This window comes from Dyella sp. LX-66, assembly GCF_018599165.1.
Taxonomy (GTDB): Bacteria; Pseudomonadota; Gammaproteobacteria; order Xanthomonadales; family Rhodanobacteraceae; genus Dyella_D; species Dyella_D marensis.
The window spans coordinates 77,204-98,560 of record NZ_JAHFVJ010000012.1 but is presented as its reverse complement, the minus strand read 5'-3'; the positions used below and the strand labels follow the sequence as shown (position 1 = coordinate 98,560).

Here is a 21,357-nt window from a genome sequence, read left to right as displayed (position 1 = left end):
GGATTGCCGGTTCCATCGAAGCCAGACCCAGCCCCGTGAAACAAGCGCTGCGCGATTTGCTGCTGCAGGCCATCCGGTCCCTGCAGAACGACTCCACTCTGCCCGCCGAACTCGAAGTGCCGAACTTCGTGATCGAGCGCACGCGCAGCCGCGACCACGGCGATTTCGCCAGCAACGCGGCCATGCTGCTGGCCAAGCCGGCCCGCGCCAAGCCGCGCGAACTGGCCGAGAAGCTGGTGGCCGCCCTGCCCGCCAATGCGCAGGTGGCGAAGATCGAGATCGCCGGTCCTGGCTTCATCAACTTCTTCCTGGCGCCCGGCGCCTACCACGCCGAGCTGCGCCGCATCCTGGGCGAGGGCGACGCCTACGGCCGCAACGACAGCGGCAAGGGCGTGGTCGCCGGCGTGGAATTCGTCTCGGCCAACCCGACCGGCCCGCTGCACGTGGGCCACGGCCGCGCCGCGGCGATCGGCGACTGCCTGAGCCGCCTGCTCGATGCCAACGGCTGGGCGGTGCGGCGCGAGTTCTACTACAACGACGCCGGCGTGCAGATCCAGAACCTGGCCATCTCGACGCAGGCCCGCGCACGCGGCCTGGCGCCGGACCAGGCCGGCTGGCCGGAAGACGGCTACCGCGGCGACTACATCGCCGACGTGGCCCGCGCCTACATGGCCGGCGAATCCGTGCTGGCCGACGGCCACACCGTCACCGGCGCCAAGGATGCCGACGACCTCGACGCCATCCGCCAGTTCGCCGTGGCCAGCCTGCGCCGCGAGCAGGACCTGGACCTGAAAGCGTTCGGTGTCGGCTTCGACACCTATTTCCTGGAGTCCTCGCTGTACAGCGGCGGCAAGGTGGAGGAGACCGTGCGCGAGCTGGTCGCCCACGGCCACACCTACGAGGAAGGCGGCGCGCTGTGGCTGCGCTCGACCGACTTCGGCGACGACAAGGACCGCGTCATGCGCAAGTCCGACGGCACGTTCACCTATTTCGTGCCGGACGTGGCCTACCACCGCAGCAAGTGGCAGCGCGGCTACGTGCGCGCCATCACCGAGCTGGGTTCGGACCACCACGGCAGCCTGGCCCGCGTGAAGGCCGGCCTGCAGGCGCTGGATTGCGGCATCCCCAAGGGCTGGCCGGAATACGTGCTGCACCAGATGGTGACCGTGATGCGCGGCGGCGAAGAGGTGAAGATCTCCAAGCGCGCCGGCAGCTACGTCACGCTGCGCGACCTGATCGACGAAGTGGGCAAGGATGCCACGCGCTTCTTCCTGATCTCGCGCAAGGCCGACTCGCAGCTGGTGTTCGACATCGACCTGGCGCGCTCGCAGAGCAACGACAACCCGGTCTATTACATCCAGTACGCCCATGCCCGCGTCTGCCGCGTGCTGGAAGAACTGGCCGAGCGCGGTCTGCCGGCACTGGATACCGCCGCGGGCGTTGCGCATTTCGAGCGGCTGGACACGGTGCACGAGCAGGCCATGTTCGTGGAGCTGTCGCGCTATCCGGAAGTGGTGGAAGCGGCGGCCGGCAATCTGGAACCGCACCTGATCGCGCAGTACCTGCGCGACCTCGCCGGCGCCCTGCACAGTTACTATCACGAGCATAAGTGGATCGTGGACGACGCCGAGCTGCGCAACGCGCGCATCACCCTGGCGGTCACGGCACGCCAGGTCATCCGCAACGGTTTGGATTTGCTGGGACTCAGTGCCCCGGAGAAGATGTAAATGGCAGCACGCAAGGGCAAGGGCCGTCAGGCCGTGCGCAACAACAGCGGCGGGTTTCCGGCCTGGGGCTGGGCCATCGTCGGCATCGCGGTCGGCGCGCTGCTGATGTTCGCCATGCGCGGCAAGCTGCCCATGGGCGGTCGCTCCGGCGACGCGCCGCAGCCCAACGCGCAGGCCACCGCCCAGCACGGCAGCGATGCCGGCGCGGTGGAACCGACCAGCGCCGACTCCACGCCCGCCGCGCCGAAGAAGCCGCAGTTCGACTTCTACTCGGTGCTGTCGGAGAAGGAAGTGCGCATCCCCGACGCCGAGATCAGCGCGCAGGCGCGCGCCGAGCAGCAGAAGCAGGCCGCCGCGCAGCAGGCGCAAGCCCAGGCCCAGGCGGCGCAGCAGGCTCAGCAGCAGGCCGCCGCGCAGCGCGCCGCCGCGGCGAATGCGCCGGCCGCGGTCACCGAGAACGTCACCGCGGCGCCGGCGGCCGCGGTCACGCCGCCGGCCGCGGGCGGTGGCGGCTATCTGCTGCAGGTGGGTGCGTTTCCGAGCGCCTCCGATGCGGAAAGCCTGAAGGCAAAGCTGGCGCTGCAGGGTTTCGTCGCCAACGTGGCTTCGGTCAACGTCAACGGCCAGACCTACAACCGCGTGCGCCTTGGCCCGTTCAAGTCGGCTACCGAGCTGGAATCGACCAAGCAGCGCCTGTCCTCGGCCGGTTTCAATGCGATCGCGCTGAAAGAAGGCCGCTGAGCCGTCATCACGGCTTCGCGATAAAAAAAGCCGCGCGGATGCGCGGCTTTTTCTTTGGGCGAGTTGCTGGCTTCAGCGCTTGCGCTTGAGCCGGATCAGCGCCGAGATATCGTCGTCGCCATACCCCTGCGCCATCAGCTCGGCGTAGTCGGCCAGCGATTTCTCGATCACGGTGCGCTCCGTGCCCGCGCTCTCGGCGATGCGGTTCACAATGCCCAAGTCCTTGTGCAGCAGGGCCAGCTTGAAGCCCACGCTGAACTCGTCGCGCAGCATGGTGGCGCCGCGCTTTTCCAGGAACCAGCTGCCGGCCGCGCCCGCACCCAGGGTCGGCAGCAGGCGCTCCGCTTCCAGTCCCAGCGCCTCGCCCAGGGCCAGGCCTTCGCACACTGCCTGCGCGATGCCGGCCACCAGCACCTGGTTCACCGCCTTGGTGGCCTGGCCGGCGCCGACGGCGCCCAGGTGGGTGACGCGCAGCGCATAGGCTTCCAGCACCGGGCGCGCGCGTTCCAGCACCGCGGCGTCGCCGCCGACCATCACCGACAGCTTGCCGTTCTTCGCGCCTTCCACGCCGCCGGACACCGGCGCGTCGAGGAAATCCACGCCCGCCGACGCCAGGCGCGCGGCCGCGCGCTTGGCTGTGTCGGGCGCCACGGTGGAGTGGTCGACCACGATGGCGCCGCGCTTCAAGTGCGGCAGCATGGTGTCGATGGTGGCCAGCACGTCGGCGTCGGCGGTCACGCACAGGGCGATCACATCGCACTGCGCGGCCAGCTCTTCCAGCGGCGGGGCGGTCACGCCCAGTTCGCGCGCCAGCGCATCGGCCTTGGCCTGGGTGCGGTTGGCTACCGCGTGCAGCAGGCCCTTGGAGTTCAGATGTCCGGCCATCGGCGCGCCCATGGCGCCGAGACCGACGAAAGCTGCCTTGAGGCTCATCGGGGAATTCCAGCAGAGGAGGAACACGGCCGCCCCGGAAGGCGGAGCGGCCTATGTTAGCGGCGGTGCACGTCGTGCGTGACGAATGGCTTCTCCGCCGTGGGCCGCTCCAGCCATTGCGGATGCGCCAGCGTGTGGCGCATGTCGGCCAGGCCGCTCTCCCAGTGCGAGTGCATGCTGGTCAGGCTGAACTCGTAGTCCTTGTAATGGCCTTCGTACGGCTTGTCGCGGTAGATCAGGTGGATCAGGTTGGTCAGCGCGCCGGAAGACTGCGCCTGTGCGCGCTTGAAGGCCGGATCGTCGTGCTTGTCCGCCGGCACCAGGGCCATCAGGTCATGCAGCAGTCGCTGGTTTTCCTGGTTCAGCCGCATGTACTCGGTGATCAGGCGGGTGCGGCTGGAATACTGGATTTCCTTGGAGCGCTCGGCCACGCCGGACAGATCGCGCGGCAGCTCGCCGGTGGCGCGCCACAGGTCGACCTGGAAGATCAGCGCATCGTGGCAGGGCCGGTCCGACAGCACCTTGTACAGCGGCGTGTTGGACACCATGCCGCCGTCCCAGTAGAACTCGCCGTCGATCTCCACCGCGGGGAAGCCCGGCGGCAGCGCGCCGGACGCCATGAAATGCTCCACCCGCAGCTTGCCGTGGCTGTTGTCGAAATACGCGAAGTTGCCGGTGCGCACGTTCACCGCGCCCACCGACACGCGCATCGAACGCGGGTCGTTGACGCGGTCGAAATCCACCAGCCGCTCCAGCGTGCTGCGCAGCGGCGCGGTGTCGTACCAGCTCACGTCACCGGGACCGGAGGCGCGGTGGAACGGCAGGAACGGCGGCGGCATGCGGGGCACGAAGAAACCCGCCTGCCCTTCGATCAGCGCGCGCCACGCGGCCAGGCTGCTGAAACCGTTCTGCAGCGCCAGCGGCCAGCCGCTGCTGTCGAATGCGGGCGTGGCCGGGAAATACGGCGGCTTGCAGATGGTTTCCCAGAACTCGCGCAGCTTTTCCACGCGCTGGCCGATCGGATTGCCGGCGATGATCGCGGCATTCAAGGCGCCGATCGAAATGCCGGCCAGCCAGCGCGGCCGCAGGTCCGCCTCGGCCAGCGCCTGGTACACGCCGGCCTGGTAGGCGCCGAGCGCGCCGCCGCCCTGCAGCACCAGGGCCACGGTGGAGTACGACTCGCGCACCATCTTCGCCAGCGCTTCCTTGCTGTCGCCTTGCGTCGCGTTGCCCATGGACTCAAGCCTCCGTCAGGTAGTCGTACACCACTTCGCCCAGGTCCAGGGTGAGATCGGTGATGAAATGCAGGGCCGATTCCACCTTAAGCACCGGCAAGTCCGCCACCGGCGCCAGCGCATGCGAATGCAGCTCCAGCGCGGCGGGGCCGGTCCAGGCACCCTTGAGCGTGACGTTGGTGGTGAAGTAGCGCACCAGCTCGCAGATGCGCGGGCTGCCGTCCACGTGCGGAATGATCTTGAGCAGGAAATTCGGCGCGGCCAGCGCAGCGAGCACCGCGGCGCGATCGGCCTCGGCATGCTTGAAGCCCATGGTGGCCTTGGCCACGCGCACCTTGCCGTAGTCGAGCGTGCCGACCAGGGTGTCGATCTCGGTTTCCAGCACCGGGCTGGCCAGCTTCTTGGGGAAGCCCCACAGCTCGCGGCCGCCGGCGATCGGCGGATGGTCGTTCAAATACATCGAATGCACGTAGCCGCCGTGCACGCCGCGGAAGCTCACCGGTATCACCTGGCCCGACTCGGTGTAGTCGCCGAAGCCGGTGGAATCGGGCATGCGGATGAATTCGTACTTCACCAGCGGCTCGGTGATCTCCAGCGGCTCCGGCACCACCGCGCGCAGCGCATCGAGGTCGGTGCGGTAGGTGATGACCAGGAATTCGCGGTTGACGAAACGATAGGGCCCGCGCGGAAACGCGGGGCTGGTCAGCGGCATGGCGAACGCATTGGCCTTGACGTCGGCGATCTTCATCGAGCCATCCTCTTGGCAATCCCGTCTGGCGCGCGCCGGAATGGCGCACGCTGCATGCAATCGAAACACGCAAAAAAATCGGCGCCCGCCCGGCACTCGCCGGGCAGGCGCGCGACGCTTACTGCATGTACCAGCCGTGGCTGACCACGACCGACTGGCCGGTCAGCGCGGCCGACGGGAACGCGGCGAGGAACAGCGCGGTCTGCGCGATGTCCTCGACGGTGGTGAAGGTGCCGTCCACCGTGTCCTTCAGCATCACGTTCTTGATCACTTCCGCTTCGCTGATGCCCAGTTCCTTGGCTTGCTCGGGAATCTGCTTCTCCACCAGCGGCGTGCGCACGAAGCCGGGGCAGATCACGTGCGAACGCACGTTGTGCGCCGCGCCTTCCTTCGCCAGTGTGCGGGCCAGGCCCAACAGGCCGTGCTTGGCGGTGACATAGGCGGACTTCAGCTTCGAGGCTTCGTGCGAGTGCACGGAACCCATGTAGATGACGGTGCCGCCGCGGTCGCCTTGATACATGTGCTTGAGCGCCGCCTTGGTGGTGAGGAAGCCGCCGTCCAGGTGGATCGCCAGCATCTTCTTCCAGTCGGCGAAGGCGAACTGGTCGATCGGGTTGATGATCTGCACGCCGGCGTTGGAGATCAGGATATCCAGCGCGCCGAAGGCGGCGACCGCCTTGTCGGTGCCGGCATTCACCGCCGCTTCGTCAGTGACGTCCATGGCGATGCCGATCGCCTTGCCGCCGGCCGCATTGATTTCAGCCGCTGCCGCATCGGCAGCCTGCTGGTTGATGTCCGCGATCGCCACGGCGCAGCCGTTCTTCGCGTAAAGCTCCGCGATGGCCTTGCCCAGGCCGCTGGCGGCACCGGTGATCAGAGCGACCTTGCCTTCGAGACTTGCTGCCATAACCACTCCTTCGAATTCGCTAGGGGATGCGGGAGACCACAAAGGCTGGCACAGCTCGGATGTCGCATCTATGCGACGAATGGACAACCGGGAGAAAACCCCGCGTCATTCCGGGCCAGCCCATCAAGCGGCGAGGCCCGGATTGACGGGTTCTCAGTGCGCGCCTTCCGACAGATAGGTATAGCCGGTCAGACCGTCGTTCAATGTGACAAACAGCTGCTCCGCCTGCGCGCCTTCGACACCCGCGGCCGCGATGCGTTCGCGGTAGCTGCGGCGCAGGGCTTCCAGGTCGTAGCCGACGTAGTCGAGCATCAGGTCGGTGGTGTCGCCGCGGCGGCGATGCGCAAAAACATACGAGTCGCCTTCCACCCGCACGTTCACCGCGTCGGTGTCGCCGAACAGGTTGTGGATGTCGCCCAGGGTTTCCTGGTACGCGCCGACCATGAAGATGCCGAGGCGATAGCTTTCGTCCTCGCGCAGCGCGTGCAGCGGCAGGCTCACGTCCACGCCTTCGGCGTCGACGTAGTGGTCGATGCGGCCGTCCGAATCGCAGGTGAGGTCGACGATCACGCCGCGGCGGGTCGGCGCTTCGTCGAGGCGCGCGATCGGCGCGATCGGGAAGATCTGCTCGATCGCCCAGATATCCGGCACCGACTCGAACACCGAGAAGTTGACGAAGTACTTGTCCACCAGCTTCTCGTCCAGCTCGTCCAGGGCCTGGCGGTGCGAGCGCTCGGCCGGCAGCAGGCGCAGGCGCACCGCGTTGGCGATGGCGTAGTACATCTCGTCCAGCTGCGCGCGGTCTTCCAGCGCCAGCTGGCCTAGCGCGTACAGGGTCTGGCCTTCGTTGAGGTGGTGCTGGGCCTCGTGGAACAGTTCCAGCGCGGGGCGCGTGTCCAGTTCCTCGTAGGTCTCGCGCAGGCGGCGCAGCACGGCCGGCTCCTCTTCGCGCGGCGGCGGGATGCTGCCGGCGGGCACTTCTTCCACTTCGGTGACGTTGACCACCATCACCGCGTGGTGCGCGGTCATGGCGCGGCCGGCCTCGGTGACGATGTGCGGCGCGGCCAGGCCTTCCTCGGCCACGGCTTCGGCCAGCGACTGCACGATGGTGGAGGCGTATTGCTCGATCGAGTAGTTGATCGAGTTGTGGCTGCGCGAGCGCGAGCCTTCGTAGTCCACGCCCAGGCCGCCGCCGACGTCGACGATCTCCAGCGGCACGCCCATGCGGATCAGCTCCACGTAGTAGCGCGTGGCCTCGCGCATGCCGGCGGCGATGTCGCGCACGTTGGAAATCTGCGAGCCCATGTGGAAATGCTGCAGCTTCAGGGTGTGCTTGAGGCCTGCCTCGTCGAGGCGGCGCACCAGGGTCAATACCTGGTTCGGCGACAGGCCGAACTTGCCCTTGTCGCCGCCGGTGTTCTGCCACTTGCCGGCGCCGATCGAGGCCAGGCGCACGCGCACGCCCAGCAGCGGCTCCACGTTCAAGGCCTTGGCTTCGGCGAAGACGTGATCGAGCTCGGAGAGCTTCTCGATCACGATGTGCACGCGCAGGCCGAGCTTGCGGCCGATCAGCGCCAGGCGCACGTATTCGCGGTCCTTGTAGCCGTTGCACACCACGATCGAGCCGGGCCGGGCCATCGCCAGCACGGCCATCAGTTCGGGCTTGGAACCGGCTTCCAGGCCGAAGCCGTGCTCGCCAGCGGCCACCAGCTCGCCGGCCACGCCGCGCTGCTGATTGACCTTGATCGGATACACCGCGGTGTAGCCGCCGCCGTAATTCCACTCCGCGGTGGCCTTGGCGAAGGCGCCCTGCAGGCGCGCCAGGCGGTCGGCGAGGATGTCGGGGAAGCGCACCAGCAGCGGCAGGCGCAGGCCTTCGGCGCGGGCGCGGTCGACGATGGCCGGCAGCGACAGGGCCGGGCCGCCGGCACCGCGCGGGCGCATCACGATATGGCCGTGGTCGTCCACATCCACATAGCCGTCGCCCCAGTGCGGGACGGCGTAAGTGTGGCGGGCGGCATCGGCGTTCCAGTGCTTCGACATGGACAGGTATTCCTAAAGGTCAGCGGGCGCTGGGCGCCCGTCGGTCATGTCGTCGCAGCGGCGAGCCTTGACGAGGAAGAAGCCGGCCGGCCGGAAGCCTCGCACGCCGCGGGGCCGGATCGGACTCTACGGTCCCGCTGCGACCGGTCGCAGGCGGGACGGCCGTCTATTGTAATGGTCGAATGTGACCATGCGGCATCCGCGCCCGGTACGCCGGGGCCCGGAACGGCTACAATTGCGCCTCTTTGCCCACCCGTGACGTCAGGAACAGGAACACACGCCATGTCGCAGCCCAGCTGGTTCACCGAGGCCCACCAGGCCTCCGGCTCCTCCATCGGTTATCGCGTGGAGAAGCTGCTTCATGCCGAGAAAACCCCGTTCCAGACCATCGAGATCTACCAGACCACCGACTGGGGCAACCTGATGGTGATCGACGGCTGCGTGATGCTGACCAGCCGCGACAACTTCCTCTACCACGAGATGATGACCCACCCGGCCCTGTTCACCCATGCGCGCGCCAAGCGCGTGGTGATCATCGGCGGCGGCGACTGCGGCACGCTGCGCGAAGTGCTCAAGCACGAAGAAGTGGAATCGGCCGTGCAGGTGGAGATCGACGAGCGCGTCACGCGCCTGGCCGAGCAGTACTTCCCGGAGCTGTGCGAGGCCAACCACGACCCGCGCGCCGAGCTGCTGTTCATCGACGGCATCAAGTACATGGCCGAGGCCGAGCCGGAATCGCTGGACCTGATCATCGTCGACTCGACCGACCCGGTCGGCCCCGCCGAAGGCCTGTTCAACGCCGCCTTCTACGCCAGCTGCTACAAGGCCCTGCGCCACGGCGGCATCCTGGTGCAGCAGAGCGAATCGCCGCTGGCGCATATCGAGCTGATCAAGTCGATGCGCTCGGCCATGCGCACCGCCGGCTTCAGCGCGGTGAAGACCCTGCCGTTCCCGCAGCCCTGCTACCCCACCGGCTGGTGGAGCTGCACCATGGTGCGCAAGGGCGGCGACCTGGCCGGCTTCCGCGAGCGCGGCGCGCTGAGCAAGAACTTCCCCACTCGCTACTACAACGCCGAGATCCACAAGGGCGCGCTGGCGATGCCGGAGTTCATGAAGGAAGCGCTGGGCGAATAAGCCCGCTGCCTGCAGCCCGCCTCGCGACCACGCGGGGCGGGTTTTGCGTTTCCGGGGGACGCTCAGAACAGCGTCGAACGCACCTTCGGCAGCAGCACCAGCACCAGGGTCGCGATCGGCCCCAGCAGCAGCGACACCAGGAACCACACCAGGCCGCTGCGATTCTTGCCCTGGGCCAGGCCCGCATTGATCAACGCCAGGGTGCCCCAGCCCACGAACCAGGGGGCTCGCCCGTCGGCCATGATCGCTATCTGATCCATCGTCTCTCCTGTGCCCGGCGCACCAGCGCGCCCGAAGCAGTGGTGGCGCAGCCGCGCCCGAATCGGTGAAGTGGCCATGCTAACAAGCGTGGCCGCGCGCGGCGGCCGCGCGCGTTCGCAGGATCAGGCAGGCTTAATGCTGAATAAGTATGCTGGCCGCTTCGTTTTGCGGATGGAGAACAGCATGCGCGGATGGCGCTATCTCGCTTTGGGCCTGGCCGGTGTCCTGTCGATCGCCCCGGTCGCCGCCAAGCAGGCATCTACCAAGCCGGCACCCGCCAAGGCCGGCGATGCGCGCAACGACGCGCTGCTGGCCTTCCAGCGCGACCTGGTCAGCGTGCTGGCGCCGCGCGCGGACGCCATGCCCCTGCTCGGCGCCGCCCTGCTCGCCCGCCCGCTGCCCAGCCAGCCGAAGTACAACGACTTCCACACGCTGATCGAGCGCGCCGCCAAGGCCGAGGACACCATTCCCGCCGTGACCTGGCTGCGCCTGAGCGACTGCGACGCCAAGGCCGACGCCTGCCCCAACGCCGACGCACTGGCAGCGCTGACCCAGCAGGCGCCGGACAACGCCGCCGTGTGGCTGCTCAAGCTCGGCCAGGACCACCACGACGGCAAGGACCAGGCCGCGCGCGAAGACCTGGCCAAGGCCGCCGCCGCCAAGCTCTACGACGACTACACCGGCACCAGCCTCAAGGCCCTGGCCGCCAACGTCAGCACCTTGCCGCCGCCGGCCGCGACCATCGATCCGTCCTCGCCCACCGGCGCCGCCGGCGTGCAGCTGACGCTGGTGTTCGGCATGGCCGCCACTCAGCCGCAGCCGGGCCTGCAGGCCACCTCGCGGCTGTGCGAGAACGCCGGCGACGATGCCGCGCTGAAAGAGGACTGCCTCAAGCTCGGCCGCCTGCTCGAATGGGGCTCCAGCCCGCTGGCCCGCTCGCTGGGCCTGCATCTGCGCGAGGTGCTGGCCGCCGATCCCTCGCAGCAGGAAGACGCCAAGCATGCCCGCCGCAACCTGGTCTGGCAGGTGCAGAACTTCGCCCAGCTCTCGGCCCGTGCGCAGGGCGACCTGGCCCTGGCCCAGCACCTGCTGGCACTGGCGCGCAACGGCGGCACCGAGATGAGCCTGGTGCTGGCGGCGCTGCGCGACTACAAGATCCCGATGGATGCGCCAGCCGACTGGGACACCCAGAAGCCGGCCGGCGCCGAGCAGGCGCAGGCGAAAGGCTGAGCACTGGCGCACGCGGCGCGCTGTTGCCGGTTCCCTCTTCCCGTGTACCCTTGGCCCACCTCGAAACGAAGGGGCGGCGCATGCTGACGGTGCTGGTAGCAAGCAGCAAGGGCGGTTGCGGCAAGAGCACGCTGGTTACCCAGCTGGCTTCGCACTGGGCGCAGGACGGCAAGCACACGGCCATCGTGGACGTCGACCGGCAAGGTTCCAGTTTCCGCTGGGCGGCGCGGCGCGCCGAACAGAACGTTCCCGGCGTGCTCGCCGTGGAAGGCAGCCGCAAGGCGCTGGAAAAGCTGCCCGAAGACACCCAGCGCACCCTGATCGACACACCCGCCGGCTCGCACGAACGCGAGCTGGAACCCTACCTGGAACAGGCCAGCGTGCTGCTGGTGCCGGTGCTGCCGTCCAGCTTCGACCTGGACGCCACCATGGATTTCCTCGCCCATCTCCGGGAGATCCCGCGCATCAAGCGCGGCAAGCTGCCGGTGGGCCTGGTCGGCAACCGCCTGAAGCCGTGGACCCACGCCAGCCAGGACGCGATGGAACGGCTCGCCGCCGACGCGCCGTTCCCGGTGGTGGCCGAGCTGCGCGACAGCCAGGCTTACGTGCTGCTCACCGCGCTCGGCAAAGGCATCTTCGACTATGCCTCCGAGCAGGTGCGCAACCACCAGGAAGACTGGAAACAACTCCTGCGCTGGATCAAGCGCCAGCATTAATTCACCGTCCGTCCGGAGCCGTCCATGCGAGAACTCATCCTGTTGCGCCACGCCGAAGCCCAGCCCTCGCAGCCCGGGGGCGACGACCTCGGCCGCCGCCTGAGCGGACGTGGCGAGCAGGAGGCCCGCGCGGCGGGCCGCTGGCTCGAGCAATGGCTGAAGCGGCATGGCCAGCAGCGCCCCAGCCGCGTGCTCTGCTCGCCCTCCGAGCGCACCCGCGCCACCGCCACGCTGGCGCTGGCCGAAGTGAACGGCGCGCCGGAGCCGGAGCTGTGCGAAGACATCTACGAGGCTACCCAGGGCGAGCTGCTGGCCCTGCTGGACGACCACAGCGACGCCGATTCGGTGCTGCTGGTCGGCCACAACCCCGGCATCGAGCGCCTCGTCGCGCTGCTGGCCGAGGGACGTTCGGACGAATACCGCGGCATGCCGCCGGCCGGCATCGCGGTGTTCCATTCGGACGAGGGCTTCGAACCGGGCCACGCCCGCCTGGAAGCCTTCTGGTCGCCGTGAGCCGCCCGCGCCGCCGCTGGCCTGGCCAGCGCGCCGCCGCCTGCCTCGTTCTCGCTTTCGCGGCCGCCTCGCTCCACGCCGCCGACTACCGCATCGACCCGGCCCGTTCGCACGCCGAATTCGGCGTGCGCCTGCTGTGGCTCACCCAGGTCACCGGCAGCTTCGAGCGCATCGACGGCGACGTGACCCTGAGCGCGCGGCGCGACGTGGCCGTGGTCGACGCGCATATCGCGGTGGACAGCATCCGCATGTCGTCCGAGCGCTTCCGCCGCTGGGTGATGGCGCCGGAATTCTTCGACGCCGAGCACTACCCGACCATCCACTTCGTCTCCGAGCCGGTGCCGGTGGCCTCGCTGGAACACGGCGGCGAGCTGTTCGGCACGCTCACCTTGCGCGGCATATCGCGGCCGGCACGCTTCGAACTGCTGCCCTCGCCCTGCCCCTTGAACGAGTCCATCCTCACCAACCCCAGCGACTGCCGCATCGAAGCGCGCGGCGACATCCAGCGCAGCGAGTTCGGCATGACCGGGCATCGCACCGCGTTATCCGACCAGGTCCGCCTCGGGCTGGTCATCGCCATCGACCGCGCGCCCGCCAGCAGCGGGTCATGAACGCGCGCTGGCCCGGCGCCCGCGCGCCGGCCGCCGGACCGGCGACGAAATGGCCCGGGGTTATTTATCATCGCCGGATGTCACCGCGCTGGACGTGCGTTCTCCTCCTGCTGCTCGCCTCGACCCTGCTGCCGGGATGCAGCCTGTCGGCGGCGAAGATCCGCCGTGCCGACGCCATCGTGGCCGCGCAGACCGACCACCGGATCGACTGCGACACCCCCGACACCGCCTGCGCCGAAGCCTCGCCCCTGCTCGATGCGGCCAGCGCCGCGATCGCCGCCTCCACCGCGCAGGCGCCGGTGCACGTGGTCACCCTGCTCAACGACAGCGAGCCGGCGATGGTGGCGCGCATCAATCTGATCCGCGCGGCGAAGCATTCGATCGACATCCAGATCTACATCTGGGACCAGGACGACGCCGGCCAGCTGATCCTGGACGAACTGGTGCGCGCCGCGCGCCGCGGCGTGAAGGTGCGCGTGCTGGCCGATCAGCTGTTCTCCTTCAACGACAGCGTGTGGCTGACCCGCCTGGCGCGGGCGCACGAGAACCTGCAGATCCGGCTGTACAACCCGACCTTCCACAAGTCGGAAACCTCGCCGCTGGAGTTCGCCGCCGGCATCGTGTGCTGCTTCTACAAGTTCAACCAGCGCATGCACAACAAGATCCTGCTGGTGGACAACAGCATCGGCATCACCGGCGGGCGCAATTACCAGGACCGCTATTTCGACTGGGACAACGACTTCGACTACGTCGACCGCGACGTGATGGTCGGCGGCCCCGCTGCGCAGGCGATGGGCGAGACCTTCGAGCGTTTCTGGGCGCACAAGCGCTCGGTGCCGCTGACCCATCTGCGCGACATCTATTATCTTCTGATCGACGGCACGCCCTCGCCCTGGCGCGAGCCGGTGTACCTGCACCCGCAGCGCGTGGCGCGCGTGCAGGAAGAAGCCGACGACCCGGACTGGCTGGACCAATACCTGGTGGCGCCCACCCTGCGCACCACCGCACCGGTGGAATTCTTCAGCGACCTGCCGGCCAAGACCGACAAGCCGCGCGAACGCGCCGCGCGCGAATTCACCGCCAACGTGATGCGCATGGTCGGCTCGGCCAAAGAGGAAGTGGTGCTGCAGACGCCCTACCTGGTGATGAGCAAACGCGCGCGGAAAATCTTCGACCGGCTGCAGAAGCAGGATGAGCCGCCGCGCATCGTGGTCTCCACCAATTCGCTGGCCTCCACCGACGCGTTCGCCGTGTATGCGATGTCGTACAAGCACCGCAAGCGCTACCTCAAGGAATACGGCTTCGAGATCTACGAGCTGAAGCCGCGCGCGCTCGGCCCCGCCCAGGACAACGCCTGGGCCAGCTCGGACGACGGCCCCGACGACGACGACGCCAGCGATGCCAAACCCACCGGCGGCAAGCCCGCCAGCAAGCGCCGCTACGTAGGCGTCGAATCGCGCACCCTGCTCGGCCGCGGCGGCAAGCGCAACCGGCCGGCGCCGCTGGTCAGCCCGGGCCGACGCTTCGGCCTGCATGCCAAGTCCATCGTGGTGGACGACCGCTTCGCCATGGTCGGCTCGCACAACTTCGACCCGCGCTCGGACCACTACAACACCGAGGCCGGCGTGATCGTGTACGACGCTGCGTTCGCGCAGCAGCTGCGCACGGCGATCATGCGCGAGACCGAACCGGAGAACGCCTGGGTGATCGCGCCGCGCCAGCGTTCCATTCCGCTGCTGTCGGACCTGAGCGCCGCCATCGGCGACATCTCCGCCGCCCTGCCGCTGTTCGATTTCTGGCCGTACCGCTACGCCACCAGCTATCAGCTCAAGCAGGGCTGCACGCCGATGCGGCCCAGCGACCCGAACTTCTTCAGCTGCTACGAGGCGGTGGGCGATTTCCCGGAAGTGGCCAGCCCGCCCAAGCTGATCTACACGCGCCTGCTGACGGCGTTCGGCGCCGGCGCCAACGGGATTCTTTGATCAGGCCTGGCGGTCGTCCGCGGCGAAGCGCATCGGCAGGTTGCCGCTGAGGCCTTCGGGGTGGTCGGCCGGCACGGCGAAGCGCCAGCCCTGCACGGTCTGCACGGCTTCCTGGTCCAGGGCCGGATCGCCGCTGGACTGGTCCACCGCGGCGTGCGTGACATGGCCCTGGCCGTCGACCGAGAGATGCAGCACCACCAGACCGGCGCGCGCGACGCGGCGGCTGAACATCGAGCTGGGGGCCTGCGGCATCTCGATGGGGGTCAGCGTCGGCGCGTCCACGGCCGCCGGTGCGGCGATGGCCTGCTCGGCATCCACCGGCGGCAGATGCACGGCATGCGCAGGGCGCCGCGGCACGGCAGCCAGGCGTGGGTGCGCCGGCACGGCCGGTGCGACGGCGCGCCGGGCGGCGACCCGCTCCGGTCCCTTCCAGCCCGCGGTCTGTTCGCTCAGCCATGCGGTACCGGCCACGCCCACGGCCAGCGCGAGCAGGCTGAGGGCGGTGGTGGTGCGCAGGCGGAACATGGCGGTGCCTCAGCGCTCGAGGATGGCGGTGACGCCCATGCCGCCGGCGGTGCAGATCGAGATCAGGCCGCGGCCCGAACCCTTCTCTTCCAGCAGCTTGGCCAGGGTGGCGATGATGCGCGCGCCGGTGGCGGCGAACGGGTGGCCCACGGCGAGGCTGGAGCCGTGCACGTTGAGCTTGGCCGGGTCGATGCTGCCCAGCGGCTTATCCAGCCCGAGGCGGTTGCGGCAATAGGTTTCGCTCTCCCACGCGCGCAGCGTGCACAGCACCTGGGCGGCGAAAGCCTCGTGGATCTCGTAGAAGTCGAAGTCCTGCAGGGTCAGGCCATGGCGCGCCAGCATGCGCGGCACCGCCACGGTGGGCGCCATCAGCAGGCCCTCGCCGTGCACGAAATCCACTGCGGCCACTTCCGCGTCGAGGAAATACGCCTGCACCTTCAGGCCGCGCTTGGCCGCCCACTCGTCGTTGCCCAGCAGCACCGCGGCGGCGCCGTCGGAAAGGCCGGTGGAATTGCCGGCGGTGAGCGTGCCGTGGCCGGAGATCTTGTCGAACGCGGGCTTGAGCGTGCCGAGCTTCTCCATGGTGGAGTCCGGACGCAGAAAGCCGTCGCGCTTCAGGCCGCGGAACGGCACCACCAGGTCGTCGAAGAACCCGGCCTCGTAGGCGGCCGCGAGCTTCTGGTGGCTTTCCAGCGCCAGGCGGTCCTGGGGCTCGCGGCCGATATGCCATTCCTTGGCCATGCGCTCGCAGTGGTCGCCCATCGACATGCCGGTGCGCGGCTCGGCCACGCCGGGGAAGGAGGGCTTCAGTTCCTTCAGCGAGAAGCCGCGGGTGAAGGCGGCCATCTTGTCCTGCCAGCCCTTGGCGCGGTTGATCGCCAGCAGGCGCTTGCGGAAGCGCTCGCCCAGCACGATCGGCACGTCGCTGGTGGTGTCCGAGCCGCCGGCGATGCCGGCCTCGATCTGCCCCGTGGCGATCTTGTTGGCGATGATGATGGCGTTGTCCAGCGAGGTGCCGCAGGCGCGCGCCGTGGTGATGCCGGGGGTGGTCGGCGCCAGGCCCGAGGACAGCACGGCCTCGCGCGCGAGGTTCCATTCCGAGGAATGCTTGATCACCGCGCCCATCGCCACTTCGCCCAGCTCCTCGCCATGCAGGCGGAAGCGTTCGACCAGGGCGCCGAGCACCTTGACCGACATGCCGAAATTGCCGACGTCGGCATACGCGGTGTTGTTGCGGCAGAAGGGAATGCGGATGCCGCCGATCACACCGACGCGCTTGGAGGTGTTGTCCATGTCCTAGAAGGTTCCTGCCGGGCCGAGCGTTCAAGGCTAGCGCGCCCCGCCAGCGCGCGAAAGCCCGTGTTAAGCGGATGCAGGGCCTGTTCACCCTATTTGCGTGGCCCGCGCCGGGATCTGTTTGCTCGCCAGACAAGGAAGAGTGAGGGAGTGTACGTCCGTACACGACCGAGCGATGACGCAGGATGGCGGGCAAACAGACCCGGCCCGAAGGGTGGCATGTCTGTGGCCCCCTGGCGGCAGTGCGCGGCTCGACCTGGCGGCCAGCCAGGCGCTTCGCCACGCACTGCCGCCAGGGGGCCACAGACATGCCACGCGGGCTACGCAAATAGGGTGAACAGGCCCTAGACTCTCGGTTCTTTGCCGTTCGGATTCGCCCACGTGGAAGCTTCGTCGCTGGTCGCCCTGCCCATCGTGCTCGCGCTGGAGCTGTCGCCCGGCGAAACGCCGGACCGCCTCACGCTGAGCCGCGACGAAGCCGCCGAACTGGCCGCCCTGGCCGCCGCCGACCTGCACGCGCTGGTGCCGCAGGTGGAGCAGTGCCGCCTGGCCGTGGCCGGCGCGCTGTTCGACGCGGTGGAACTGCTGCGCCCCGGCTTTCCCGTCTGGGCCACGCTGGACGAGCTGGCCCGCCGCGTGCCGCGCGGCCACCTGGACAACGTGGTCGCCTTCGGCACCCACGACGGCCACATGCCGGCCCAGCCGCTGGAACCGGAACGCATCTACGCCGACGGCCCCCTGCGCCTGCTGCCGCTGAGCCTGCTTGCCCCCGAGGCGCTGGCCGAGGAACTGGCCGAGCGCCTGGAAGTGGAGCTGGTCGGCCGCGGCGAAGCCGGCGCGCGCAGCTCGGACTGGCTGATGCGCACGCTGGGCGTGCGCCTGGAACATGCGCGCTATCTGAGCCGCAACGACCTGCTGGCCATGACCTGCGTGCAGTACGAGCACGTCAACCTCGCCGCGCTGTGGTCGCTGCTGGAATGCGCGCTGCTCACACCCTACCGCGAGGAAACCACGCTCACCGCCCGCGGCCTGGCGCTGCGCTATGGCGAGGGCAAGGTGTGGATCCAGTCGCCGGCCGACTGGGCCGCGGCGCAGGCGATCGAGCCGGCACAGCGTGCACATGAGCTGGCCGGCATCGTGTTCGAGCTGCGCCAGTACGCGGCCTTGCTCGATGCCCATCGCATTCCGCAAGCTCTCGAATCGATCGAAACCACCGCCACCGCGGCCGAGCCCGGTTATCTGCTGGAAGTCTTCGGCACGCTAGACCCGGCCTACGGCGAGACGCGCCTGCATGCGCACGAGGCGCCCGGCCTGGGCGTGATCGCGGTGACTTTGGCCCAGCGCGGCGAGAACGGCCGCGCACGCGTGCTGGCCAATGGCTATCCGCTGCAGCCGCGCGCGCTGGGTCCGCTGGTCGCCGCGCTGGCCGAGCGCAGCGGCATCGCCGCGGAGCTGCATGCCTTGGGGCGCATCGTGCTGGATGAGTCCGGCCGCCTGAGCGCACCGGTCGAACCGCTGCACTGAGCCGCCGCAAGGCCGGCTTCAGAAAGCACGGCGCCGTAGACATTTCCTTCACCTCGCGGCGCCCTTCACCTACTGCCCACCCGCCACGACTTGGCGCATCATGCGATCTCTAGCGTCCTACAGGGGTGGATGGACGGGCGGTATGGGCATGCAGCGGATCGAACCCGATCGACCGACCGGGCCGGCGTCGTCCGAGCCCGATTGGGCCGCTCGTGTCGTGCACGGCGCACCGGCGCTGATCGCCTACATCGATCGCGAGCTGCGCATCCGCTTCGCCAACGCCGCGCACCAGTCCTGGCTGGGCGTGGATCCCACGCAACTGCAAGGCCGCCACGTGGCCGAAGTGCTGGACGAAGCCAGCCTGCAGCGCGCCGGCCCCTGCCTGGAAGAAGCCCTGCGCGGCCACCCTTCCGTCTACGAAGGCGAGATGTTCGCCGGCCAGTCGCGCTGCTATGTGCACGGCAGCTTCCAGCCGGACTACGACGCCGACGGCGGCGTCTGCGGCATCTTCATCGTGCTGATCGACATCACCGAACGCCACGCACTGGAAACCCGCCTGCGCGAGAGCGAGCAGCGCTTCTTCGGCGCGTTCCAGCACGCCGCCATCGGCATGGGCCTGGTCGCGCCGGACGGCCGCCTGCTGCGCGTCAACGCCGCGTTGTGCCAGATGCTGGGCTACCGCGAGCCGGAACTGCTGCAGCTCAATATCCGCGACATCACCCACCCGGACGACGTGGCCAAGAGCTTCCAGCTGGCCACCGAGCTGATGGAAGGCAAGCGCGATTCCTATCAGCTGGAGAAGCGCTACTTCCACCGCGACGGCCACGTGGTGCACGTGCTGCTGACCGTGTCGCTGGTGCGCGCGCCGGACGGCACGCCGTTCCACGCGGTGGCGCAGATCCAGGACATCAGCCAGCGCAAGGCCTACGAGGAAGCGCTGTTCCGCGAACGCGAGCTGGCCGAGGTCACCCTGCGCTCGATCGGCGACGCGGTGATCACCACCGACCTGCAGCTGCGCGTCACCTCGCTCAACCCCATCGCCGAGGCGATGACCGGCTGGAGCCATGCCGAAGCGCTGGGCCGCGCGATCGAAGACGTGTTCCGCCTGCTCGACGGCGACAGCGGCGAGCTGCTGCGCAACCCGCTGCGCGAGGCGATCGGCCGCGACACCATCGTCGAACTGCGCGGCAACGCCATGCTGGTGCACCGCAACGGCTTCCGCACGCCGATCGAGGATTCGGCCGCCTCCATCCACGACCACGCCGGCAACGTGATCGGCGGCGTGCTGGTGTTCCACGATGTCAGCGCCACCCGCGCGCTGGTGCTGAAGATGGCGCACATGGCGCAGCACGACACGCTGACCGGCCTGCCGAACCGGCACCTGCTGCAGGCGCGCCTGGCCCAGGTGATCGCCGCGGCGCGGCGGCGCCGCGGGCGCGCGGCGCTGATCTTCATCAACCTGGATCACTTCAAGCACATCAACGATTCGCTCGGCCACCAGACCGGCGACCAGCTGCTGCGCCTGTTCGCCGCGCACTTGCGCGGCCTGCTCGGCGGCGACCATATCGTCAGCCGCACCGCCGGCGACGAGTTCATGGTGGTGCTGCCGCACGTGGACAGCGCCAACGACGCGGCCAAGACCTGCGAGCTGCTGATGCGCCGCTGGCACGAGCATCCGCCGCACGAACTGGCCGAGCTGGCGCTGGGCTTCAGCGCCGGCATCAGCCTGTATCCGGACGATGCGGACGACGCCGAGGCGCTGATCCGCCACGCCGACACCGCCATGTACGAAGCCAAGATGCAGGGCCGCAACAGCTACCGGCTGTTCACCGCGGCGATGACCGAGCGTCCGGCCGCGCAGATGCGCATCGAGCGCGACCTGCGCACCGCCATGCGCCGCGGCGACCTGCAACTGCACTACCAGCCGAAGGTGGACGCGCTGACCGGCGTGGTGGTCGGCGCCGAGGCGCTGCTGCGCTGGCAGGTGGATGGCCGCGACGTCTACCGCCCCGACCAGTTCGTGCCGGTGGCCGAGGAAAGCGGCCTGATCGGCCCGCTCGGCCGCTGGGCGCTGCAGCAGGCCTGCCAGCAGGCCGCCGCCTGGCACCGTTCCGGCCGCAGCGTGTCAATCGCGGTGAACGTGGCGCCGCCGCAGTTCCTGCAACCTGGCTTCCACGACGTGCTGCGCGAGATCCTGCGCGAGAGCGGCCTGCCGCCCGGCATGATCGAGCTGGAACTGACCGAGCGCATGGTGATGTCCGGCGGCGACCACAGCCGCGCGCTGATGCAGCAGCTGAAGGAGCTGGGCGTGAGCCTGGCGCTGGACGATTTCGGCACGGGCTACAGCAGCCTGTCCTACCTCAAGCACTTTCCCATCGACGTGCTGAAGATTCCGCGCGCCTTTGTGCGCGACGTGGCGACGGATACCGACAGCGCGGCGATCGCCGACGCCATCATCACCATGGCGCAAAGCCTGGAGATGAGCGTGGTGGCCGAAGGCGTGGAAACGCCGGAACAGGCGGACTATCTGCGCCAAGCCGGCTGCCGGTTGCTGCAGGGTTTCCTGTATGGCGCGCCGATGCCGGCGGTGGAGTTCGAGCGGTTGCTGGTGCCGGCCTGAAACCCGAAGACCGGTGTAGGTTGGGGTGAGCCCTAGGCGAACCCCAACGATGCGATGTGCTTCGGCCTAGCTATGTTGGGGTTCGCCTGCGGCTCACCCCAACCTACGCCGCTGCATTAGCTCGTCATTCCGGCGTAGGCCGGAATGACGAGCTTTCAGAAGCCCGCCTCGTACATGAAGTAATGGCAGCGCTCCATCCCCAGCCCCGCATACGTCCGCTGCGCGCGCTCGTTCTCGGTCTCCACATAGAGCCGCACACCGACCGCGCGAGCCTCGCGCGCACGTTCCACCACCGCTTCGTACATCGCACGGAACACGCCACCTCGCCGCGCGGATGCGGTCACGTACACGCTCTGGATCCAGAAGAAATCCCCGCAGCGCCAGTCGCTCCATTCATAGGTGACCAGCAGGCAACCCACCGGCTCGCCGTCGCGCTCGGCCACCAGGTAGAAGCCGCGCCGCGGTTCATCGAACACCGCCGCCACGCCGCGCGCCAATACCTCGGGATCCAGCCGCTTGCTTTCGGTCTCCCAGGCCATCGCCTGGTTCCAGCTGGCGATGTGGTGGATATCGCCGCGCTGGGCGGCCCGGACGGTGAGCGACATGGCTGG

General features: G+C 68.8%; 19 protein-coding genes. 10 read left to right on the top strand and 9 right to left on the bottom strand.

The features are described from left to right. Positions 1-35: 35 nt before the first annotated feature. Positions 36-1,727: an arginine--tRNA ligase gene (argS, locus tag KK141_RS19310; RefSeq protein WP_214572733.1), complete on the top strand. Its 1,692-nt coding sequence runs from the start codon at positions 36-38 to the stop codon at positions 1,725-1,727. Continuing rightward, on the top strand, positions 1,728-2,468 hold the full coding sequence (locus tag KK141_RS19305) for an SPOR domain-containing protein (protein WP_214572732.1): 741 nt from the start codon (positions 1,728-1,730) through the stop codon (positions 2,466-2,468). A 72-nt stretch (positions 2,469-2,540) separates the two neighbouring features. Here KK141_RS19305 and KK141_RS19300 read toward each other — a convergent pair whose 3' ends face one another. The 5 genes from KK141_RS19300 to speA form a co-directional block, all read right to left on the bottom strand. After that, complete coding sequence (locus tag KK141_RS19300; RefSeq protein WP_214572731.1) at positions 2,541-3,401, bottom strand: NAD(P)-dependent oxidoreductase; 861 nt, start codon at positions 3,399-3,401, stop codon at positions 2,541-2,543. Positions 3,402-3,457: 56 nt separating this feature from the next. Then, positions 3,458-4,636, bottom strand: a complete 1,179-nt coding sequence (locus KK141_RS19295; protein ID WP_214572730.1) for a patatin-like phospholipase family protein — start codon at positions 4,634-4,636, stop codon at positions 3,458-3,460. 4 nt (positions 4,637-4,640) lie between these two features. After that, positions 4,641-5,384: an acetoacetate decarboxylase gene (locus KK141_RS19290; protein WP_214572729.1), complete on the bottom strand. Its 744-nt coding sequence runs from the start codon at positions 5,382-5,384 to the stop codon at positions 4,641-4,643. A gap of 118 nt (positions 5,385-5,502) precedes the next feature. Next, positions 5,503-6,291 carry a 3-hydroxybutyrate dehydrogenase gene (locus KK141_RS19285; protein WP_167252781.1) on the bottom strand — a complete coding sequence of 263 codons (789 nt, stop codon included), beginning with the start codon at positions 6,289-6,291 and terminating at the stop codon, positions 5,503-5,505. 153 nt (positions 6,292-6,444) lie between these two features. Beyond that, a complete protein-coding gene (speA, locus tag KK141_RS19280; RefSeq protein WP_214572728.1) occupies positions 6,445-8,334 on the bottom strand; it encodes a biosynthetic arginine decarboxylase in 1,890 nt (629 codons plus the stop codon). A 282-nt stretch (positions 8,335-8,616) separates the two neighbouring features. On the opposite strand from speA, the gene speE reads away from it, so the two are divergent. Further along, the gene (gene speE / locus KK141_RS19275) at positions 8,617-9,468 is read left to right on the top strand and encodes a polyamine aminopropyltransferase (RefSeq protein ID WP_214572727.1); all 852 of its coding nucleotides are present in this window, start codon (positions 8,617-8,619) and stop codon (positions 9,466-9,468) included. A gap of 62 nt (positions 9,469-9,530) precedes the next feature. Here the strand turns inward: speE and KK141_RS19270 are convergent, their stop codons facing one another. Continuing rightward, positions 9,531-9,728, bottom strand: coding sequence for an antitermination protein NusB (locus tag KK141_RS19270; protein ID WP_167252784.1), 198 nt, complete (start codon positions 9,726-9,728; stop codon positions 9,531-9,533). A 184-nt stretch (positions 9,729-9,912) separates the two neighbouring features. On the opposite strand from KK141_RS19270, the gene KK141_RS19265 reads away from it, so the two are divergent. The 5 genes from KK141_RS19265 to KK141_RS19245 all read left to right on the top strand — a co-directional run bounded on the left by KK141_RS19265 (position 9,913) and on the right by KK141_RS19245 (position 14,781). Next, entirely contained in the window at positions 9,913-10,959 is a 1,047-nt protein-coding gene (locus KK141_RS19265) for a hypothetical protein (RefSeq protein WP_214572726.1), read from the top strand. A gap of 80 nt (positions 10,960-11,039) precedes the next feature. Next, on the top strand, positions 11,040-11,675 hold the full coding sequence (locus tag KK141_RS19260; RefSeq protein ID WP_214572725.1) for a ParA family protein: 636 nt from the start codon (positions 11,040-11,042) through the stop codon (positions 11,673-11,675). Positions 11,676-11,699: 24 nt separating this feature from the next. Then, the gene (locus KK141_RS19255) at positions 11,700-12,188 is read left to right on the top strand and encodes a histidine phosphatase family protein (protein ID WP_167252787.1); all 489 of its coding nucleotides are present in this window, start codon (positions 11,700-11,702) and stop codon (positions 12,186-12,188) included. Then, complete coding sequence (locus KK141_RS19250; RefSeq protein ID WP_214572724.1) at positions 12,185-12,799, top strand: YceI family protein; 615 nt, start codon at positions 12,185-12,187, stop codon at positions 12,797-12,799. The genes KK141_RS19255 and KK141_RS19250 overlap by 4 nt, the downstream gene beginning before the upstream one ends. Positions 12,800-12,876: 77 nt before the next feature. Continuing rightward, entirely contained in the window at positions 12,877-14,781 is a 1,905-nt protein-coding gene (locus KK141_RS19245; RefSeq protein WP_214572723.1) for a phospholipase D family protein, read from the top strand. Here KK141_RS19245 and KK141_RS19240 read toward each other — a convergent pair whose 3' ends face one another. Both KK141_RS19240 and KK141_RS19235 read right to left on the bottom strand, forming a co-directional pair. Continuing rightward, a complete protein-coding gene (locus KK141_RS19240) occupies positions 14,782-15,306 on the bottom strand; it encodes an energy transducer TonB (protein ID WP_214572722.1) in 525 nt (174 codons plus the stop codon). It lies immediately after the preceding gene. Between the two features lie 9 nt (positions 15,307-15,315). Beyond that, a complete protein-coding gene (locus KK141_RS19235) occupies positions 15,316-16,599 on the bottom strand; it encodes an acetyl-CoA C-acetyltransferase (protein WP_214572721.1) in 1,284 nt (427 codons plus the stop codon). 384 nt (positions 16,600-16,983) lie between these two features. Here KK141_RS19235 and KK141_RS19230 point away from each other — a divergent pair, with 384 nt between their 5' ends. Both KK141_RS19230 and KK141_RS19225 read left to right on the top strand, forming a co-directional pair. Then, complete coding sequence (locus KK141_RS19230; protein ID WP_214572720.1) at positions 16,984-18,126, top strand: hypothetical protein; 1,143 nt, start codon at positions 16,984-16,986, stop codon at positions 18,124-18,126. A gap of 148 nt (positions 18,127-18,274) precedes the next feature. Further along, the gene (locus KK141_RS19225; protein ID WP_214572719.1) at positions 18,275-20,746 is read left to right on the top strand and encodes a GGDEF and EAL domain-containing protein; all 2,472 of its coding nucleotides are present in this window, start codon (positions 18,275-18,277) and stop codon (positions 20,744-20,746) included. 155 nt (positions 20,747-20,901) lie between these two features. Here the strand turns inward: KK141_RS19225 and KK141_RS19220 are convergent, their stop codons facing one another. Next, positions 20,902-21,351 carry a GNAT family N-acetyltransferase gene (locus tag KK141_RS19220; protein ID WP_214572718.1) on the bottom strand — a complete coding sequence of 150 codons (450 nt, stop codon included), beginning with the start codon at positions 21,349-21,351 and terminating at the stop codon, positions 20,902-20,904. Between the last annotated feature and the right edge of the window lie 6 nt (positions 21,352-21,357).

Bases quoted from the DNA above. Each gene is read 5' to 3' on its own strand.
- KK141_RS19305 (WP_214572732.1), top strand. From the start codon at position 1,728: ATGGCAGCACGCAAGGGCAAGGGCCGTCAGGCCGTGCGCAACAACAGC.
- KK141_RS19290 (WP_214572729.1), bottom strand. From the start codon at position 5,384: ATGAAGATCGCCGACGTCAAGGCCAATGCGTTCGCCATGCCGCTGACC.
- KK141_RS19255 (WP_167252787.1), top strand. From the start codon at position 11,700: ATGCGAGAACTCATCCTGTTGCGCCACGCCGAAGCCCAGCCCTCGCAG.
- KK141_RS19295 (WP_214572730.1), bottom strand. From the start codon at position 4,636: ATGGGCAACGCGACGCAAGGCGACAGCAAGGAAGCGCTGGCGAAGATG.
- KK141_RS19265 (WP_214572726.1), top strand. From the start codon at position 9,913: ATGCGCGGATGGCGCTATCTCGCTTTGGGCCTGGCCGGTGTCCTGTCG.
- KK141_RS19245 (WP_214572723.1), top strand. From the start codon at position 12,877: ATGTCACCGCGCTGGACGTGCGTTCTCCTCCTGCTGCTCGCCTCGACC.
- KK141_RS19240 (WP_214572722.1), bottom strand. From the start codon at position 15,306: ATGTTCCGCCTGCGCACCACCACCGCCCTCAGCCTGCTCGCGCTGGCC.
- KK141_RS19300 (WP_214572731.1), bottom strand. From the start codon at position 3,401: ATGAGCCTCAAGGCAGCTTTCGTCGGTCTCGGCGCCATGGGCGCGCCG.
- KK141_RS19260 (WP_214572725.1), top strand. From the start codon at position 11,040: ATGCTGACGGTGCTGGTAGCAAGCAGCAAGGGCGGTTGCGGCAAGAGC.
- speE (WP_214572727.1), top strand. From the start codon at position 8,617: ATGTCGCAGCCCAGCTGGTTCACCGAGGCCCACCAGGCCTCCGGCTCC.
- speA (WP_214572728.1), bottom strand. From the start codon at position 8,334: ATGTCGAAGCACTGGAACGCCGATGCCGCCCGCCACACTTACGCCGTC.
- KK141_RS19225 (WP_214572719.1), top strand. From the start codon at position 18,275: ATGCAGCGGATCGAACCCGATCGACCGACCGGGCCGGCGTCGTCCGAG.
- KK141_RS19235 (WP_214572721.1), bottom strand. From the start codon at position 16,599: ATGGACAACACCTCCAAGCGCGTCGGTGTGATCGGCGGCATCCGCATT.
- KK141_RS19220 (WP_214572718.1), bottom strand. From the start codon at position 21,351: ATGTCGCTCACCGTCCGGGCCGCCCAGCGCGGCGATATCCACCACATC.
- KK141_RS19285 (WP_167252781.1), bottom strand. From the start codon at position 6,291: ATGGCAGCAAGTCTCGAAGGCAAGGTCGCTCTGATCACCGGTGCCGCC.
- KK141_RS19270 (WP_167252784.1), bottom strand. From the start codon at position 9,728: ATGGATCAGATAGCGATCATGGCCGACGGGCGAGCCCCCTGGTTCGTG.